A 17,460-nucleotide genomic window follows, 5' to 3' on the forward strand; every position below is an offset into this window, starting at 1 on the left:
CTCTGCATAGGAGGGAAAGCAACTCTCCGCATGGAGAGTCGCCCTGCCCTTTAGGCAGATTCGGAGGCTTTGCCAGCGTCAGCGTTCAGGGCACGATTCGCCAAGCCCGCCAGGGTAGCTTGCAGCGCTGGTGACTTATCGAGCACACCTTGTACTGCCTTACCGTAGCCCAGGCCGGCGGTGAGTTTTTCAAACACATCGCTGTCGCCACCAATCAGCTCAAATTTGGCATTGTGCATCGCGGCAGCCATGACCTTGCCATTTTCGAGCATACCGATGCGCTGGGCTTCGATTTGCGCCATGACTTCTTTTTCGTGCACTTCCAGGTTCATACGGAACTCTTCGAAGTGGCGAGCCTCTTCGGACATATTGTCGTAAGCGCGCAGCTTCTCGACCAAGCCATTGGCTTCGGCTTTGGCCATTGCTTCCCGGGCCTGCGCTTTCGCGGTGCCCAGTTTTTCCTCGCCCATCGCCTCGGCTTCAAGGCGCTGTTCAAGAATACGCACTTCCGCCAGTCCAGCATCTTCATCGGCTTTCGCATTGGCCGTTTTAACCTCGGCCTGGGCAAAGCCTTCGCTGCGCTGGGCGTGAGCACGCGCTTCGAGCACTTGCGCTTCTGCCAGCCCGTCTGCCGCGGCAAGTGCTTGTTGGCCGCGCGCCTGCTTCTCTTCTGCGGCGGATTTCTTCTCGGCGGCATCCAGATCGGCTTGAGCACGAATAACCGCTTCTTCAGCTTCCAACTTGGAGCGCTCAAAGACAGCTTCCGCGGCGCGCACCTCTTTGAGCTTGCGCTCTTCCGCTTCGGCTTGAGCGGCGGTCAGGCGTGTGACCTTCTGACGCTCCGCCTCGGCGCGGTTGCGCACATCGTTAATATTCTCTTCTTCTTCCGCCACGCTGCGCTCAACCGCAATACGCTGGCTGGTAATGTCGGCAATCTCTTTGCGCTCCTCTTCCAGCGCTTTCTCCATACCGATTCGTTCAATTTCGACTGCGCGCTCGCGGGTCACATCCTCAAGCTCTTTGGCCTGACGAATCCGCACCTCTTCGATTTGTACCGCACGCTCGCGGGCTTTGGTGGCCATTTCGATCTGGCGCTGCTTGTTCTCTTCGGCAATCGCCAGCTCTTCGTCGGTTTTAATCCGGGCGGCTTCGCTTTTCGCACGCTCTTGCTGGAGCACCTGCTCGGCTTCGGACTGCTCACGAGACTGCAGGCTTTCGATTTCACGACGCTGACGCGCCTCGGCATCGGCCTGAGTTCGCTCAAGCTCTAATGCCGCTTCACGAGCGGAGACATTCTTGCGCTGAATTTCCAGCTCTTGGTCGCGTTCCAAGCGGTTGGTTTCAACATTGTGGCGGGCGGTAATCTCGGTGATGCATTTGATACCTTCTGAATCCAGAATATTGTTCGGATCCAGCGAGCTTTTCGGCGTCTGCTCTAAATAGTCAATCGCAACGTCTTCGAGAATATAGCCATTAAGATCCTGACCAATGGTCTCAACGATGGCGTCGCGGAACTGCTGACGCTCTTCGAAGAGCTGCATGAAGTCCATCTTTTTACCGACGGTCTTCAAGGCTTCACTGAACTTGGCGTTAAACAACTCATTAACGGCATCGCGATCGGAAGCACGGCCTACGCCAACGGATTTAGCAACGCGTAAGACATCCTCTGCGGTGGCATTAACCCGTAAGTAAAAGGCTACGCTGATATCAGCACGCAAGTTGTCACGGCAGATCAGCCCCTCTTTCCCGGTACGATTGAGTTCCAGGGTGATCACCGATACCTTCATGGTTTCGGAACGGTGAACAACGGGCAGCACCATAGCCCCGGTAAAGTAAACCTTGGGCGTTGCGGAAAGGTCATTGACGATTAATGCTTGGCCTTGATCTATTTTTCGATAAAAGGCTTTAAACAGTGCCAGTATCGCAAGCAGTGCAATAACAATCACACTGATGCTAACCAATAGTGGCATGATCCACGACAAATCCATCTTTATCTCCTGCACCAAGGCAATTAATCGGCTAAGCCGGCTTCAAAATCTTTCTCAGATATCACCCAGTACGCATCTTCATTAATCAAGTACTGAATGATGATGGCTCGCTCACCCCGCACCAACGCTGAGTCGCTTCGCACTTGTAAAATAAGATGGTCACCATCGATATGTGCATCAGCGCGGCCTTTCTCTTTGTCCACCACTGCCGAACGAACGGTGCATTGCTTACCTGTCAGGCGCTGCTCAATTGGCAGGTGTTGAGCGGGCCGAAAAAGAGGCCGTAAAGGGCGAATCAGAAAGGACGTTATGATAGTGGCGACAACAAACCCTAATATCAGCACGACGCCATTAAACACCCACAGCAACAGGCCTGGGCTTAGGTGGGTTCCTAACAACAGCATTGCAAAATAGCTACACAACCAGCCGGTTAATGCCAGCAGCGTAATCACTAGCGGCAGGGGAACGCCGTGTAAGCCCAGCGTTGCCAGTAAACCGCCCAACGCCAACGAACCGCCTTCGCCCACATCACCCTCTATGACATCACTATCGGCCAGCCCCGATAACGAAAGTAACCAGTAAACAACAGCCACACAGAGCAGAACCGTAAAAATCACGGTGGGAAAGGTAGAGATAATCGAAATAAAGAGAGGCATACACCTGTAACCCAGTGAAGCTAAACACAAGCGTCATCGATACCGGATGCCGCCATGAGTGATCGCCTTTTTCATTTTTGCTGAGAAAGGGTTCTTCTATGAACAATCGTATTAAGCTGACGCCAATTACCGCTTAGGCCTTGAGCCCGGATTAGGTTGGGTATTGCACTTCTGGCACCACCCCCTAAGTGCGAAGAAAAACTACAGCATCCACTCATAAAATCAATTAGGTCATCGACTTTTAAGAGATCTCTTACAAAACCAATAGCGAATGTCTTACAAAATTGGGGGCTTTCTACTGAAATGCTGACAATTTCGAGCAAATCGAAGCAGACTGGAGGGGATGCCGACATTGTAGAACCAGAGGGGTGATGTACTCGCAAGCGAACGATAAGCCACTGCCAAAAGAGATAGCAGAGGCGAGCAGAGAGCTTGCCCATTCACAGCATCTCTAAAATACAACGTTGGGTCGTCGATACGGGTGTTATCCATTAAGATTAACAACAATGAGTCATTTCAACCTCATAGGGAGATATGCCCATGCTGCTTTCCACTTGGTTGCTTTTTGTTGCCGTGGCCATGGTCAGTATTGCTAGCCCTGGCCCCGCGTTTCTGGTCGCGGTGCGCAATGGCATGGCAGGAGGTGCGAAGCGCGTGGCGCTGTCATCGCTGGGCAATATTACTGGGCTGCTCATCCTGGCGAGCGCGGCTGTATTGGGGTTAGGCGTGGTACTCAATGCCTCAGAGATGTTGTTTAGCTTACTTAAACTGGGCGGCGCGGCTTACTTGATCTATCTGGGCATTCGTCAATGGCGTAGCAATACCTCGCTTTCGGTCACTACCATAGCGACTAAACCAACCCCTAGGTGGCGTACCATTAGTGAAGGCGCATTGGTAGCCGTGAGCAACCCAAAAGCAATCCTGTTTTTTACCGCACTGTTTCCGCAATTTTTGGATACACAGCGTGCCTTGCTTCCCCAGTTTTCGATTATGGTGGGCACCTTTATGGCGCTCTCCTTCGCTGTTTTAATGCTCTATGGCGGGCTCGCGAAACACCTCTCCCGTTGGTTGAGCAGTGCCTCACGGGTGAAATGGGTTAATCGTATGATGGGTAGTGCTTTTATCGGATTGGGTGTCTCTATTTTGCGTTTACGGCAGCCGGTGTAACCACCTAATTATTATTCACTACGGCTTTTGGCCAACGAGCAATTATTGCGGTAACGATAACGGCAAATAGCAGCCGTGCCCATAAAATGCCTGCTATATCGGCCCCCAGCATCAAGATCAGCAGCGTGTCTTCTATAACGCTATGGCATAGGCCGAGAAAGCATAGTGCAAGCGTGCTATCCCGCTTACTAAGCACACCGTTTTGCACGTCACGGATCAGCAGCCCGGCGCCATAGCTTAGCCCCAACGTGAACCCAATCACGGTTACATTAGCGGCCGAACGGCCAATGCCCAATAGCTTGAGCAGCGGTCGCAACACAAGATGAATCCAACGCTCAAGTCCAAGCTTTTGTAAAAGTTTGAGGAGTACAATCAGCGCGAAGATAATCACAAAAATAAGCGCTAAGGTTTCAAGCTGAGCAACGGCCCAACCGCTTAGCGTTGGCTCTGATGAAAAGCTTGGCTGCCATATCAGCTCTACCGGTGCTTGCAGCAAACCAAACGTTGAGTAAAAACAGTGTAACAACCAAGCAAACAGCAAAGCCCCACCGACACGCAGGACTATGGTGGCCCACCAGGGCGCCCCCGCCCGCTTGGCGACGGCCCCTTCAACAGGAATTGAGTGCCCTACCAGCATTAGCGCCCCAAGCACCGTTACTTGCTCGACACTCAAAGGCATATCACCAGCTACTTGAAAAAACACTGCAATGGCGGTGTACAAGTTGGTGAAGAGCGCCGCCGCCCATACGACGCCCAACTGCTCGGGCAGGCCGAGTAAGCTCATTAAGGGAGCCAGCACTGCTCCCAACCCACCGACAATCCCCAACCACTCTAACCCTTTAACGATGAGCAGCGCCGGGATCAGGATTTTGAGTAGCGTCATGTATACCCGCAGTGCGTCTTTAAGAACGCTATATAAACCATCCGATAGGTGATAAATGCTCTTACGCATTTAGTTCTCCATTGCCATCGCCTGAATAATCGTTATGGTAAAGGAGGCAGCGCAGAATCTTCTTTTCAATACCGCTCTAACAATCACTATTCGTTCTTTATGAGCACCGAAAGGACATTTTATTTCGTGGACACCATTGATCGACGCATTCTTAACCAGCTTCAACGTGACTCCAGCCTGACCAATCAAGCATTAGCGGATGAAGTGGGTCTCTCTCCCTCAGCTTGTTTAAAACGAGTTAAGCGATTGCGCGAAGAAGGAATCATTGAGCGGGAGGTAGCACTACTCAATCCTGACACCCTTGGGCAGTGCCTGCATATGGTGGTGGAGGTGACGATGGAGCGGGATAACAAATCACTCTACCAGCGGTTTTTAACATCCGCGCTAAGCGCCCCTGAAGTGAAGCAGTGCTACCAGGTAACCGGAGAGTGTGATTTTGTATTGATAGTGACAGTCGCGGATTTAGATGAGTATGACCGTTTCTGCGATCGCGTACTTTATGGCGACGACAATATGCGCAAGTACCGCACACTACTGTCGCGTAAGCGGCATAAGTTTGAGACGTCGGTACCGATGGAAAGCTTGCTCTCTACATAGCGAGATTTACTCTACTGGAACGATGGGGTACGTCAACCAGCCGGCGGGCGGCTCATGGCCCTGCCAGTGTGCAAGTACCGCCTGGCTTGCCGGGAATAACGGAGCGGGCAGAGCGCTGGGGGTAAACCAGCGCCATTCAGTAAATACTTCCGGCTCAAGCACAAATGCCTCCGCATCTTGCTTCACATTGGCGAGTACTGCCCCTGTCACTATAGAGACGGGGCTATTCAAGTTCTGGGTTATTGCCAGCAACTTAAGACGCTGCAGCTCGGAAATGCCCGTTTCTTCTGCAACTTCGCGAGCAGCCGCCGCCTTAAATGACTCTCCCGCGTCAACATGGCCGCCCGGTAAACACCAGCATGGCGATTCACCGGGCTTATCGCGGTAGCCAAGCAGCACTGCTCCGTCAGGCCGGACAAGAATAGCGCCAACACCAATTACAGGCTGTCTGATATTGTCCACCGTTACCCCCTTTCCAGATCAGTTAGAGCACTTAGTTCACTTAAGCCGTCAGCCCAATCCCGCGCAAAATCACCGAGGTAACCGATTGCACGGCTTTCTCAAACTGTAAGTCGTCTAGCGGTTGGTCGTCGTTGAGCAGATAGATCTGGTAGTCGAAGTCGGCGTAGTGCTGGGTGGAGGCCCAGATCATATAGAGCAGGTAGGAAGGCTCGACGGGATTGATCTGACCTGACTCCACCCACTCGCGGATTTTCGACTCTTTAAGCTTGGCCCACTCGTAGAGGTTGTCGCGCAGGCTCTCTTTGAGGATCGGTGCGCCCTGCATGACCTCGGCCGCCCAAACTTTTGAGCCGTGGGCGCGATTGCGGGAGTGGTTCATCTTGGCGCGAATGTAGGTGGAAAGCACGACCCGGGGGTCATCGTAAAGCTCGAAGCAGAGCGCGTCCTGCTTCCAGACCTCTAAAAGCTCCAGCAACACATCCTGGTACAAGGCTTTTTTGGTGGAGAAGTAGTAGTGCACGTTGGACTTGGGAAGTTCGGCCATCTGGGCGATTTCCCCCATAGAGGCACCGGCGTAGCCTTTTTCGGCAAATAGCTGCTCCGCGGCTAAGAGAATCTTCTTAACGTTGGTCTGGCGAATTTCATCCTGGGTTCTTGCCACGCTGCACTCGTTCCTTACGTCGAAGATAGGCACTAACGAAAGCACCGTCGCAGAGCGACGGTGCTGAGAAGATCTCCTATTTACCCTAGGACGTCAACTTTGATTGGCGGGGAACGAGAACTCCGCTCGCGTCGCTTCACTAACCGATGGCCAGCGCTGGGAAACCGCTTTGCGGCGGGTGTAGAAGCGCACTGAATCCGGGCCGTAGGCGTGAAGATCACCAAACAGTGAGCGCTTCCAACCGCCAAAGCTGTGGTAGGCCACCGGCACTGGCAGCGGCACATTAACCCCCACCATGCCCACTTCAACGCCGTCGGTAAAGCGGCGGGCGGCTTCGCCGTCGCGGGTGAACAGGCAGGTGCCATTGCCGTATTCGTGGTCGTTGATCAGTTGCATGGCATCGTCCAGGCTAGCGACCCGCATGACACAGAGCACCGGCCCAAAAATCTCTTCCTGGTAAATGCGCATCTCGGCGGTGACGTTGTCGAACAAGCAGCCGCCCACGAAGTAGCCATCCTCGTAGCCTGCGACTTGCAGATCACGACCATCAGCGACGAGCGTTGCACCAGCGCTTACACCATCTTCGATAAAACTGAGTACTTTAGCGCGGTGCTCGGCGGTCACCAGCGGGCCCATATCCAGATCTTTTTTGGTGCCGGGGCCAACTTTCAGTTGGGCGATTTTAGGCAGCATGGTTTCGACTAAGCGATTGGCCGTTTCATCACCGACGCACACCGCCACTGAGATCGCCATGCAGCGCTCGCCGCAGCTACCAAACGCTGCCCCCATTAGCGTATTGGCGGCGTTCTCTAAATCGGCATCAGGCAGCACCACGGCGTGATTCTTCGCCCCACCCAAAGCCTGAACGCGTTTGCCTGCAGCAGAGCCCCGGCTATAGATCGCTTCCGCGACCGGCGTTGAGCCAACAAAGGAAATGGCTTTTACGGCCTTGGCGTCCAGCAGCGTTTCCACCGCTTCGCGACCACCGTGAATCACATTCATGACGCCTTTGGGCAGCTCCGCTTCTTGCAGCAGTTCAGCTACCGCCATCGCCGCTGAGGGGTCTTTCTCTGAAGGCTTGAGGATAAAGGTGTTGCCGCAGGCGATTGCCATGGGGTACATCCACAGTGGCACCATGGCAGGGAAGTTAAACGGGGTAATGCCCGCCACCACGCCTAACGGCTGAAAGTTAGACCAGGCATCAATACCCGGCCCGACATTATGGGAGTACTCACCTTTTAATAGTTCCGGGACACCACAGGCGTACTCGACGTTCTCAATGCCGCGCTTGAGCTCACCCATGGCGTCTTCCGGGGTTTTGCCATGCTCTTCGCTGACCAGTTGCACCAGGCGGTTAGCATTATCTTCGAGCAACTGCTTAAAGCGGTACATTACCTGGGCGCGCTTGGCGGGCGGGGTATCGCGCCAAGCGGGAAATGCCGCCTGGGCAGCAGCAATGGCACGCTCCACATCGGCTGCATTGGCATCCGCTACTTGGCGAATCACTTTGCCCGTTGAGGGATTGGTCACGTCCAGCGTGCGCTGGCTTTGCACTAATTCACCGTTAATCAGGTGTGAAACATTACTCATATTCAAACTCTCTGAAGTTTAGATCAGTCACTTATGCCAACGAATCCAGGGTGGTTGCCACCGCATCGAACAGCCGCTCTAGCTCGGCCTCAGTGGTGCCAAAGGGAGGGCCAAACTGCAGCGTGTCACCGCCGTAGCGCACGTAGAAGCCAGCCTCCCAAAGCGCCATATGCGCATCGCGGGGGCGAATCGTTGGGTCGCCATCGCGGGGTGTTAGCTGAATCGCCCCGGCCAAGCCGTAGTTACGAATATCGACAATATGATTGCGACCTTTCAGAGCGTGCAGCTTCTGCTCAAAGGCGGGCGCAATGGCGCTAACCTGGGCGGGGAAGTTTTCACGCTCCATCATCTCAAGCGCCGCCAGACCCGCCGCGCAGGCCACTGGGTGGGCGCTGTAGGTGTAGCCATGGGGGAATTCAACGGCGTGCTGGGGGCCACCGGCGTGCATAAAGGTATCGAAAATCTCGCTGGAAGCGATCACCGCGCCCATGGGAATTGCGCCGTTAGTGATCTGCTTCGCCACGTTCATGATATCCGGCGTTACGCCAAAGGCTTCGGCGCCGGTAGTCGCACCACTGCGCCCAAAGGCAGTGATGACTTCATCAAAAATCAGCAGAATATCGTGGGCAATACAGATCTCGCGCAGCCGATCCAGATAGCCTTTAGGTGGCACGATCACCCCCGCCGAGCCGGACATGGGCTCGACAATCACCGCTGCAATGGTTGAAGCGTCGTGCAGGGCGATTTGATCCAACAGCGCATCGGCAAGCTCAGCACCAGTTTCCGCTTGACCACGGGTATAGGCATGGCCCGCCTGCAGGGTGTGCGGCAAGTGCGTTACATCCATCAACTGGCCGTAGTGTTTACGATTACCACCGATACCGCCCAGGCTGGTGCCGCCAATATTCACCCCGTGATAGCCCTTGGCGCGGCCGATCATGCGGGTCTTCTCCGGTTTGCCTTTTAAACGCCAGTAGGCTTTGGCCATCTTGACTGAGGTATCGGCGGCTTCAGAGCCTGAGTTGGTGAAAAATACATGATCAAGACCTGCAGGCGTGAGGCTAGCCACCTTTTCCGCCAGCTTGAACGCCAGCGGATGGCCAATTTGAAAACCGGGGGCAAAATCGAGGCTGCCGAGCTGCGCCGCCACGGCTTTCTGTATCTCTTCACGGTTATGGCCAGCGCCGCAGGTCCAAAGCCCGGAAAGGGAATCAAACAACTTACGACCCTGGTCATCAATGTAGTAACGCCCTTCCGCCCCGGCGATAACTCGCGGGTTAGCACGAAAATCGCGGTTGGCGCTAAACGGCATCCAATAGTGCTGGTTAAGCGCCGTTTTTGAAGACGTATCTACTGACGGGGCACTCGAGGTTTCAGCGGGGATTTTGCTTTTTATTCCAAACATGGTGTCCAGCTCCATCGTTATAGGGCATTACCTCAGCATGCGCCACCAGACACGTTTATAAAATTACGCTCTTCTTTTGTTCACGTTAGAGAATCTATACGTAACAAGGCATCTTGACATGCCTATCGACCTTGACGCCGGTTAAAAAAGCACCTAATCATTATATTTATACGAATAAATACAACAAATCGATGGAGCACGCCCACTCAGTACTTGGCACCGATAACGTTGCTTCCAAGAAGCTCGCTGTTGGTAGCTGCGTACTGAAAATACCGCTCATAAACTCAACATAAACAATTCACTATGAACATAGGGCAAACTTGCTATGAAGTATTTAACTCCCCTCAAGCTGTCGATTTACGGTTTGATGCTTTTCAGTTTCTTTATGCTGGAAAGCCCCGTCATTATGTTGGCTAACCGAATAGAGCCCATGTTGATGGGTATCCCCTTTCTATTGGTGTGGAACTTGTTTTGGTGGTTTGTACTAACGGCGCTTTTTTTGGTGGCTTATTTCACCAACTGGGGCAGCCCAACATCAGATCATGAAGGCGCCACTAAACAACACTAAGACGGGGGATTAAACATGACCGGCAGTCTATTAATTATTGCGGCGTTTATGATTATCCCCTTGATGGTGGGGGTTTTATCAGCACGCCAATCGCAAGAAACCAGTGAAGATTTTTTCGTTCAGGGTCGCGCCATGGGCAGTATCGCGGTGTTTTTCACCGTGGCAGCAACCTGGTGGAGTGCCTTTGCCTTCCTTGGCTCTAACGCCACCTTTTATACCAATGGGCCAGTGTTTCTTACCGCGCTCGCCTGGAACCTGCTGTTTGGTTTTATGTATTACTGGATCGGTAAACGGGTTTGGTTTTTAGGCAAGCGATTCAATTATTTAACACCGTCGGATTTAATTGGTGACTTCTATAACAGCGAGGCACTACGCATTACCGTTGCCGCTATTACGCTGATTTTCACCGTGCCTTATTTGCAGATCCAGCTCACTGGCGGCGCCTACTTAATCGAAGTCGCCTCCGGGGGGTTGATTCCGTTCTGGCTCGCCGCGTTGCTGTTTTACTTCATCATTATTATCTACGTATGGATTGGCGGTATCCGCGCCATTGCCTGGACCGACGTTATTTATGGCGCTCTGCTGTTCTTCGGCATGCTGTACGCGGGTTACTACATTTCCACCCAGGTAGGAGGGCCAACCGCTCTGTTTAGTCAGTTGCAGCAAAGCTCACCCGAGCACCTCACTATGCCTGGGCCTAACGGTACAATGGGCTACCCCATGTGGTTCTCGCTGTTTGCCATTACCGCGATTGGTGCCTTTATGGGCCCCCAAATCTGGCTGCGTATGTACTCGGTCAAACACGGCAAGCTGTTTAACTTAATGCCCTTTTTACTGGGCTTGGCCGCCTTTGCCTATGTAGGTTCGGTGCTGTCTGGCTACTCCGGGGTGCTGCTTGAGCCCGATGTGGAAAACCCCGATCAAATCCTGCCCATCATGTTGATGGATTACGCCCCTTACCTGCTTGCCTCGCTGATTATGGCAGCAGGCGCTTCAGCAGCGATGTCCACCGCTAACTCGCAGATTCACGCGGTGTCCACAGTGGTAACGATGGATATCTATAAGCGCTATGTAAACCGTGAAGCAAGCCAAGCGCGGATCGTTTATATCGGCCGTTTATCGTTAGTAGGCTTCTCTCTGGCCGCTTATATCATGGCGCTAACCGTTCCCGGCGTATTGGTGACTATCGGCATTGCTGCGCTAGCAGGTACCGCACAACTGGTTATTCCTACCATTGGCGCTATCACCTGGAAAAAAGCCCACCCCACTGCGGCGCTTGCTGGGCTTTGGGCCGGTGTCGCCTGTGTACTACTGATGACCTTTGGCCCGCTAAGCGCCCCCTTTGGTTACCACGCAGGTATTTGGGGACTGTTGCTGAACACTGTGCTGTTTGTGGGCCTAAGCCATGGGCTGCATCGTCGCGATACGGCGGTAGTAGAGCGCTTTACCCAGGCACGCTACGACTATGATGCCGAGTACCACCCCGAACGCTTGCCTGCTTACACCCAAGAAACGACCAACGCCGCTAACTACAAATAAGGAGTGAGTTGATGACTCAGGCCCCTGGTTCAGCCTCTCAGCGCCGACCCAAACTTGCCGAGCTGATTAGCGATGATATCAAGCGCTGGATCGCCGCCGAGTCATTAGGGGAAGGTGATCGGTTGCCGAACGAAAAAGCGCTGATGGAGCTTTACGGTAGCGCCAAGGCCACGGTGCGAGAAGCGCTCAAGATCCTTGAGGTTGAGGGGCTGATTACCTTAAAAACCGGGCCTAAAGGGGGCGCGGTGATCAACCAGCCGGGGATGGAGCCCGCCAGTCGAATGCTGCGTAACTTTCTGCATTTCCAGCAACTGGATGGCAAGCAAGTTTACCAGTTGCGCAAACTGCTGGAAGTAGAGCTGGCGGCATCAGTGGTGGGAAGACTCACCGAGCACGACTTCCAGCAGTTGGAAGCCAATATGTCGGCCTGCGCTTGCTGCGCGAGCGATGCGGAGGATCACCGACACCAGCGCTTTTTGGAGCTGGAGTTTCACCAACTGCTGGCGCGTGTCTGCCCTAATCCTCTGCTCGCCTTTATGTGCCAGTTTTTAAACGACATGCTGCGCGATTTGGTAGTGATAAAGAAAGCTTACGTGCCCGAACGCAAGCAGTTCGATCACGCTAATCAGGACTACCACCGCCAGCTGGTGGACGCCTACCGGGCCGAAGATACCCAGCGTGTGCGTCAGGTAATGGCTGAGCATATGGCCGATGCCGAGCACCACATGAGCGCGCTGGAAGCGGAAATGGCCGCGCAAATGCTGATCAGCAACGATTCTCCCAACCTTCAGAATCACCGTTCCAAGCTACACGACCTAGCGACGGGAAATGCATCCGTTTAATCTTGCGAGGAGAGTGAAATGAACACCTACGTTACGCCAAGCAAAGATAGCACCGACCTACGTACTGACAGCGACCGCCTATGGGAGTCGTTAATGGAGATGGCCAGACTAGGCGCCACTCCTAAAGGCGGGGTGAACCGTCAAGCGCTTACCGATTTAGAACGCCAGGGGCGCGACCTGTTTATCCAGTGGTGTCGCGCCGAAGGCTGCACAGTTCGCATTGATAATATCGGCAATATCTTTGCTCGCCGTGAAGGCAGCGACCCCAACGCCAAAACGGTGATGGCGGGCAGCCACCTGGATAGCCAACCCACCGGCGGTAAGTATGATGGCTGCTTTGGCGTACTCTCCGGTTTGGAAGTAATTCGCACCCTTAACCAGCACAACATCACCACGCAATCCCCTATCGAAGTCGTCGCCTGGACGAACGAAGAGGGTTGCCGTTTTCCGCCCTGCATGATGGGCTCCGGCGTATTCACCGGCGAGCTGGAATTTGACGCCATGATGGCGCGCACCGACGCCGATGGCGTGACGGTAAGCGATGCCCTGGACGCCATTCACTACCGCGGCAGCGATAATGTCTCGCCAAGCGAGATCAAGGCCTACTTTGAGCCGCACATTGAGCAGGGCCCGATTTTAGAAGATACCGACACCACCATTGGTGTGGTTATCGGTGGGCTTGGGCAGAAGTGGTTCGACTTAACGCTGACCGGACTTGAAGCCCACGCAGGCCCTACGCCGATGAACCTACGTCGGGATGCCATGATGGGCGCGGCCGAAGTCACCCAAGCGCTCAACCGGATTGCCTTTGATCATCAGCCCCACGGCCGCGGCACGGTGGGCTGTATGACGCTGCACCCCGGTTCGCGTAACGTGATTCCCGGCCAGGTCAAAATGACCCTGGATATGCGCCACTGGGAGCCTGAAGCGCTTGAGACAATGGGGCAGGCCGTCACCGCCGCTGTTGAAGAGATTTGCCAGCGCCATGGCCTTGACTACCACCTGGAACCCACTGCCAATTTCGCCCCTGAATACTTCGACAAAGCGTGCGTGGATGCAGTACGCCAAAGTGCAGAGCAGCTCGAGCTTTCCCATATGGATATCATCAGCGGTGCAGGCCACGATGCCATGTTTGTTGGCCGCGTTGCCCCTGCTGCGATGATCTTTATTCCCTGCAAGGATGGCATCAGTCACAACGAGATTGAAAGTGCGACGCCAGAGCATGTCCACGCAGGCTGCAATGTGTTGCTCCACGCCATGCTGAATGCCGCTGGCTTCGTCAGCAGCGTTGGCGGAACAGGGGAGTAACGATGGCGGAAACGTTTGAAACACTTACGGCAGTCGACGCATTGGCGCGATTCGGCGAGGGTTCGCTCTCGCCAGAAACGCTGGTTGATGACTGCTTGGCACGGATTGCCCGCGATAATCCCAAGGTAAATGCGTTTACCTGTGTGAACGAGGTAGAAGCCCAGCGTTTGGCTGCAGCATCTGCACAGCGCTGGCAGGCAGGTACGCCGCTTGGCCCCCTGGACGGAATACCTGTCACCATCAAGGATTTAACCTTAACCAAAGGCCTGCCGACACGGCTGGGCTCGACGACCACGTCACCGGATGGCCCTTGGGAGGTGGATGCACCGATCAGCCGACATCTACGCAACGCCGGGGCTATCATAATCGGCAAGACCACCTCTCCGGAGTTTGGCTGGAAAGGCGTCACCGATAACCCACTCCACGGTATCACTCGAAACCCGTGGAATACGCAACTCACGCCGGGGGGCTCATCGGGTGGCGCGGGGGCTGCCGCTGCGCTTAACCTGGGCCTGCTGCACCAAGGTAGCGACGCCGGGGGCTCTATCCGCATACCGTGCAGTTTTACCGGCACTTTTGGTATTAAACCGACCTTTGGCTGGGTGCCCCAGTGGCCCGCCAGCACCATGAGTACGCTCTCCCACTTGGGGCCAATGACCCGTACCGCTGCTGATAGCGCACTAATGCTTAGCGTAATGGCGCAGCCTGATGTTCGGGATGGCTACTCCGGCAACCCGCTTGGGCCAGACTGGCTAACGCCTCCTCCTGCGGATCTAAGCGGCTGGCGAATCGCCTTTAGCGCTGACCTTGGCTATGTAGAGGTAGCGCCGGATATTGCCCAACGCGTTGAGGAAGCCGTTGCCCATTTAGAAGTATTGGGCGCGACGGTAGAGCGAATTGACCCTGGCTTTAGTGATCCGCTCAAGACGTTTAATACGCTCTGGTTTGCGGGAGCCACTCAAGCGCTCGAAAAACTGGACGAACAGCAGCAGGCGGCCCTCGACCAAGGGTTTCTGGATATCGCAAGGCGCGGGCAGGATGTCTCGCTTTCCACCTACCTCGCCGCGCGGCGCGAGCGTAGCGAGTTAACCGCCCATATGGCGGCATTTCATGAGCGGTATGACTTGCTGGTCACGCCCACAATGCCAATTGCCCCCTTCGCTGCGGGCCACAACGTACCACCGGGTGACCGCTATCGCGACTGGATGGATTGGACGCCGTTTAGCTACCCCTTCAATCTCACCCAACAGCCCGCCGCCTCCATGCCTTGCGGGCTGGACAGCCAAGGGTTGCCGGTAGGCTTGCACCTTGTAGCAGGCAAATACCAAGATCTAAAAGTACTGCATGCCGCTCAGCTGCTTGAGCGCTATTTGCCAACACTCACACCACCGGGAATGGCATAACTACGCGGGTTGGCTACTTGTTGGCCAACTGCGCCCGCGCCAGCTCAGCAAACTGCTTGCGGGAGGGCTTAAAGCCTACCCCTGGCGGCCAGGCCAGCCAGGCATCGGGCACCATAAAGCCGGGTAAGGCTTCGCGCACCCAGACATTTAGCGCTTGTTTCGATACGGCCTCGCCGTGCCAGTCGATAAATGCCACCGGGCGCTCGCCCCACTCGGGGTGGGGTACTGCTACCACAAGCGCCTGAGCAATGCCGGGGTGGTCAACCAAGCGCTGTTCTATACTTTCCGGCTGGATATTCTCGCCACCCGAGATAAAGCCATTATCGAGCCGCCCTTCCACCACCAGCGCCCCGTCCGCATTGAAGTGGCCCTTGTCGCGGGTAGCAAACCAGCCTTCGTCATTGAGGGCTGGATCAACCTCGCCATTATTCAAATAACCGCAGAACAGGGTCTCGCCACGCACCTGTATCTCACCCTCAACAACCCTCACTTCACGACCCGGCAGTGGCCTGCCGACAACGCCCGGCGCGGTGGGAATACCGGTGCAGACCTGGCTGGCCATCTCGGATAGCCCATAGCTAACCTTCGGCGTCAGCCCCAGTGATGTCATCTTCGCCACCAACGGTGCGGGAATCGCTGCGCCGCCCAGTAGCAGCTCGCGCAACTGCGTGCGCTGGGGCGAAAAGCCCGACTTCAGCAGCCGCCAAAGCTGGGTGGGTACCAGAGAAAGGTGCGTGATTGACTGCTGCTCAAGACGCGCAGGAAGCGTGTATGGGTCGTCATCAAGAATCACCCGCCCACCGGCAAGAAAAACGCGAAACGGAATAGTATAGCCACCGATATGAAACAGCGGCAGCGAAAGCAGCCAGCCACTGTTTTGATCAACCGGAATAAACAACGCCGAGCCTCGCGCGGAGGCCAAGTGATTGGCCACACGATGCAGCACCGCCTTGGGCGTACCGCTGGAGCCGGAGGTAAAAATCGTGTTGCACAGCTGGTTGCTATCCAGCGCCGGTGGCTCTCTCACATCGGCTTCCGTCAAAAAATCGAAGCTAACCGGTGTAAGCTCGGCAGGGTAATGATGGTCGCTTTCCGTTTGGCAAACCCGCCCAGCCTGCAAGCGTTTGGCTAGAGTGAGCTGCTGGGAAATAGGGAACGCAGGATTCAGCGGGCAGAAAACAACCTCGGCCCGCAGGCAGGCCCATGCCAGCAGCAAGGATTCAAGCGAGCCTTTGGCGGGCGCCACTAAGCGATCACCCGCCACAAAGCCTGCGCGCGCAAGCTGCTGCGCTAAAGACGCCACCCGGCGATTAAGCGTTCGGTAGCTAAGACGCACCGAGCCAGCCTCTACCGCAATATGTTCAGGGGTCTCTTTGGCCCAGTAGTGGATGGGGCAGGTGTCTAGCATGCTGATTTTTCCATTTTAAAGAGACAGTGCACGTTTTCTATCATCATCTCGCCACCGGCAGTGGTCACTCGCTCGGTGAGCCAATGGCCGGTATCCAGCCCCGGCGGCTCATTCGGCGCCCACTCGCCGGCCAACCGAGCAAGCTGCCCAAGGCCTAGATCAGACTCAAAGCTGGAAGAGATCACTACACGCAGATTATCCGCTCGCGCCCTTTTAACGAGCGCTTCGCAGGCATTTAGCGAGCCAATCAAGGTGGGTTTGATCACCAGGGCTTTAATCTGGGGGTGGCCATACCACTCTTCCCTGCGGGATAGCGTTTCATCCAGGGCGATAGATACCCCCGTTGCCTCAGCCACGGCAATGGTGTCAGCAAAGGCAGCGCAGGGCTCTTCCAGGTAATCGATATGTTCAAGGGGAAGACATTCGCAGAAACGCAGGGCATTTTCCCGCGTCCAGCCGCCGTTGGCATCCAGAATCAGCTTGGTAGTGGGTAGCTGGGCTGCGAGCTGTTCGATCAGCGCCAGCTCCTCTTCCATGGCGTAGCGTACCACCTTGAGTTTGAGTCTAGGCGGCGGCAAAGCCCCCCAGCCGGTCAAGATAGTATCCAGCGAAAGCATCAATTCCGCGGGCGCGCCTTGGAGCAGCGGATAGGGCGGCAAAGGCGTGGGAAGATTTGCAGACCAAAGACGCTGGGCACAGTCGAAACCAAACTGCACTGAAGGTAACGTGGGCGTGGCTTTCTCACCTCGCTGTATAGCTGCAAGACAGGCCAGGCTTTCAGCTTGTGCTTCGGCGAGGGTTTCTGTGGAGAAGCCAGGCAGTGGGGCTATCTCGCCCCACTGGCCATTGATGGCAACGAGTAACCCTTCTCTGCTGGCCAGCCGCTGGCCTTTAAACATCAGCGGCTGGCGGAA

Annotated in this window: 16 protein-coding genes; 7 read left to right on the plus strand and 9 right to left on the minus strand. The window is 55.2% G+C overall.

Translation table 11 applies throughout. The features are described from left to right. Positions 1 to 50: 50 nt before the first annotated feature. Together JI62_RS20305 and JI62_RS20310 are read right to left on the minus strand one after the other, a co-directional pair. Positions 51 to 1,988: a hypothetical protein gene (locus JI62_RS20305; RefSeq protein WP_088701918.1), complete on the minus strand. Its 1,938-nt coding sequence runs from the start codon at positions 1,986 to 1,988 to the stop codon at positions 51 to 53. 23 nt (positions 1,989 to 2,011) lie between these two features. Further along, on the minus strand, positions 2,012 to 2,644 hold the full coding sequence (locus JI62_RS20310) for an NfeD family protein (protein WP_088701919.1): 633 nt from the start codon (positions 2,642 to 2,644) through the stop codon (positions 2,012 to 2,014). A 540-nt stretch (positions 2,645 to 3,184) separates the two neighbouring features. On the opposite strand from JI62_RS20310, the gene JI62_RS20315 reads away from it, so the two are divergent. Further along, positions 3,185 to 3,811, plus strand: a complete 627-nt coding sequence (locus JI62_RS20315) for a LysE family translocator (protein ID WP_088701920.1) — start codon at positions 3,185 to 3,187, stop codon at positions 3,809 to 3,811. Between the two features lie 4 nt (positions 3,812 to 3,815). On the opposite strand, the gene JI62_RS20320 is transcribed toward JI62_RS20315, so the two are convergent. Next, a complete protein-coding gene (locus JI62_RS20320) occupies positions 3,816 to 4,763 on the minus strand; it encodes a nucleoside recognition domain-containing protein (protein ID WP_088701921.1) in 948 nt (315 codons plus the stop codon). A gap of 126 nt (positions 4,764 to 4,889) precedes the next feature. On the opposite strand from JI62_RS20320, the gene JI62_RS20325 reads away from it, so the two are divergent. Beyond that, positions 4,890 to 5,360: an Lrp/AsnC family transcriptional regulator gene (locus JI62_RS20325; RefSeq protein ID WP_088701922.1), complete on the plus strand. Its 471-nt coding sequence runs from the start codon at positions 4,890 to 4,892 to the stop codon at positions 5,358 to 5,360. Between the two features lie 6 nt (positions 5,361 to 5,366). Here the strand turns inward: JI62_RS20325 and JI62_RS20330 are convergent, their stop codons facing one another. From JI62_RS20330 to JI62_RS20345, 4 genes are all read right to left on the minus strand, one after another. Beyond that, the gene (locus JI62_RS20330; RefSeq protein ID WP_088701923.1) at positions 5,367 to 5,822 is read right to left on the minus strand and encodes a nucleotide triphosphate diphosphatase NUDT15; all 456 of its coding nucleotides are present in this window, start codon (positions 5,820 to 5,822) and stop codon (positions 5,367 to 5,369) included. Positions 5,823 to 5,862: 40 nt separating this feature from the next. Next, positions 5,863 to 6,483, minus strand: a complete 621-nt coding sequence (locus tag JI62_RS20335; protein ID WP_088701924.1) for a TetR/AcrR family transcriptional regulator — start codon at positions 6,481 to 6,483, stop codon at positions 5,863 to 5,865. Positions 6,484 to 6,576: 93 nt separating this feature from the next. Beyond that, positions 6,577 to 8,073 (minus strand): CoA-acylating methylmalonate-semialdehyde dehydrogenase, encoded by a 1,497-nt coding sequence (locus JI62_RS20340; RefSeq protein ID WP_088701925.1) that lies wholly within the window; start codon positions 8,071 to 8,073, stop codon positions 6,577 to 6,579. A gap of 31 nt (positions 8,074 to 8,104) precedes the next feature. Continuing rightward, positions 8,105 to 9,478 carry an aspartate aminotransferase family protein gene (locus JI62_RS20345; protein WP_088701926.1) on the minus strand — a complete coding sequence of 458 codons (1,374 nt, stop codon included), beginning with the start codon at positions 9,476 to 9,478 and terminating at the stop codon, positions 8,105 to 8,107. A 325-nt stretch (positions 9,479 to 9,803) separates the two neighbouring features. Between JI62_RS20345 and JI62_RS20350 the strand changes: the two genes are divergently transcribed. Genes JI62_RS20350 through JI62_RS20370 form a run of 5 tightly spaced genes read left to right on the plus strand, consistent with a single transcriptional unit; the run spans position 9,804 to position 15,138 of the window. After that, positions 9,804 to 10,046 carry a hypothetical protein gene (locus JI62_RS20350; protein WP_088701927.1) on the plus strand — a complete coding sequence of 81 codons (243 nt, stop codon included), beginning with the start codon at positions 9,804 to 9,806 and terminating at the stop codon, positions 10,044 to 10,046. A 15-nt stretch (positions 10,047 to 10,061) separates the two neighbouring features. Beyond that, a complete protein-coding gene (locus tag JI62_RS20355; RefSeq protein ID WP_088701928.1) occupies positions 10,062 to 11,585 on the plus strand; it encodes a sodium:solute symporter family protein in 1,524 nt (507 codons plus the stop codon). An 11-nt stretch (positions 11,586 to 11,596) separates the two neighbouring features. Then, positions 11,597 to 12,427 (plus strand): FadR/GntR family transcriptional regulator, encoded by an 831-nt coding sequence (locus tag JI62_RS20360; RefSeq protein WP_088701929.1) that lies wholly within the window; start codon positions 11,597 to 11,599, stop codon positions 12,425 to 12,427. An 18-nt stretch (positions 12,428 to 12,445) separates the two neighbouring features. Next, on the plus strand, positions 12,446 to 13,735 hold the full coding sequence (locus JI62_RS20365) for a Zn-dependent hydrolase (protein WP_088701930.1): 1,290 nt from the start codon (positions 12,446 to 12,448) through the stop codon (positions 13,733 to 13,735). Positions 13,736 to 13,737: 2 nt separating this feature from the next. After that, positions 13,738 to 15,138, plus strand: a complete 1,401-nt coding sequence (locus tag JI62_RS20370; RefSeq protein ID WP_088701931.1) for an amidase — start codon at positions 13,738 to 13,740, stop codon at positions 15,136 to 15,138. Between the two features lie 13 nt (positions 15,139 to 15,151). Here the strand turns inward: JI62_RS20370 and JI62_RS20375 are convergent, their stop codons facing one another. Then, entirely contained in the window at positions 15,152 to 16,546 is a 1,395-nt protein-coding gene (locus tag JI62_RS20375; RefSeq protein ID WP_088701932.1) for an AMP-binding protein, read from the minus strand. Continuing rightward, positions 16,540 to 17,460, minus strand: a 921-nt coding sequence (menC, locus tag JI62_RS20380; protein WP_088701933.1) for an o-succinylbenzoate synthase, incomplete at its 5' end; no start/stop codon positions are given. The genes menC and JI62_RS20375, both read right to left, overlap by 7 nt.

The sequence above is a fragment of the Halomonas campaniensis genome, from assembly GCF_002211105.1.
In the GTDB taxonomy this organism is placed as follows: Bacteria; Pseudomonadota; Gammaproteobacteria; order Pseudomonadales; family Halomonadaceae; genus Vreelandella; species Vreelandella campaniensis_A.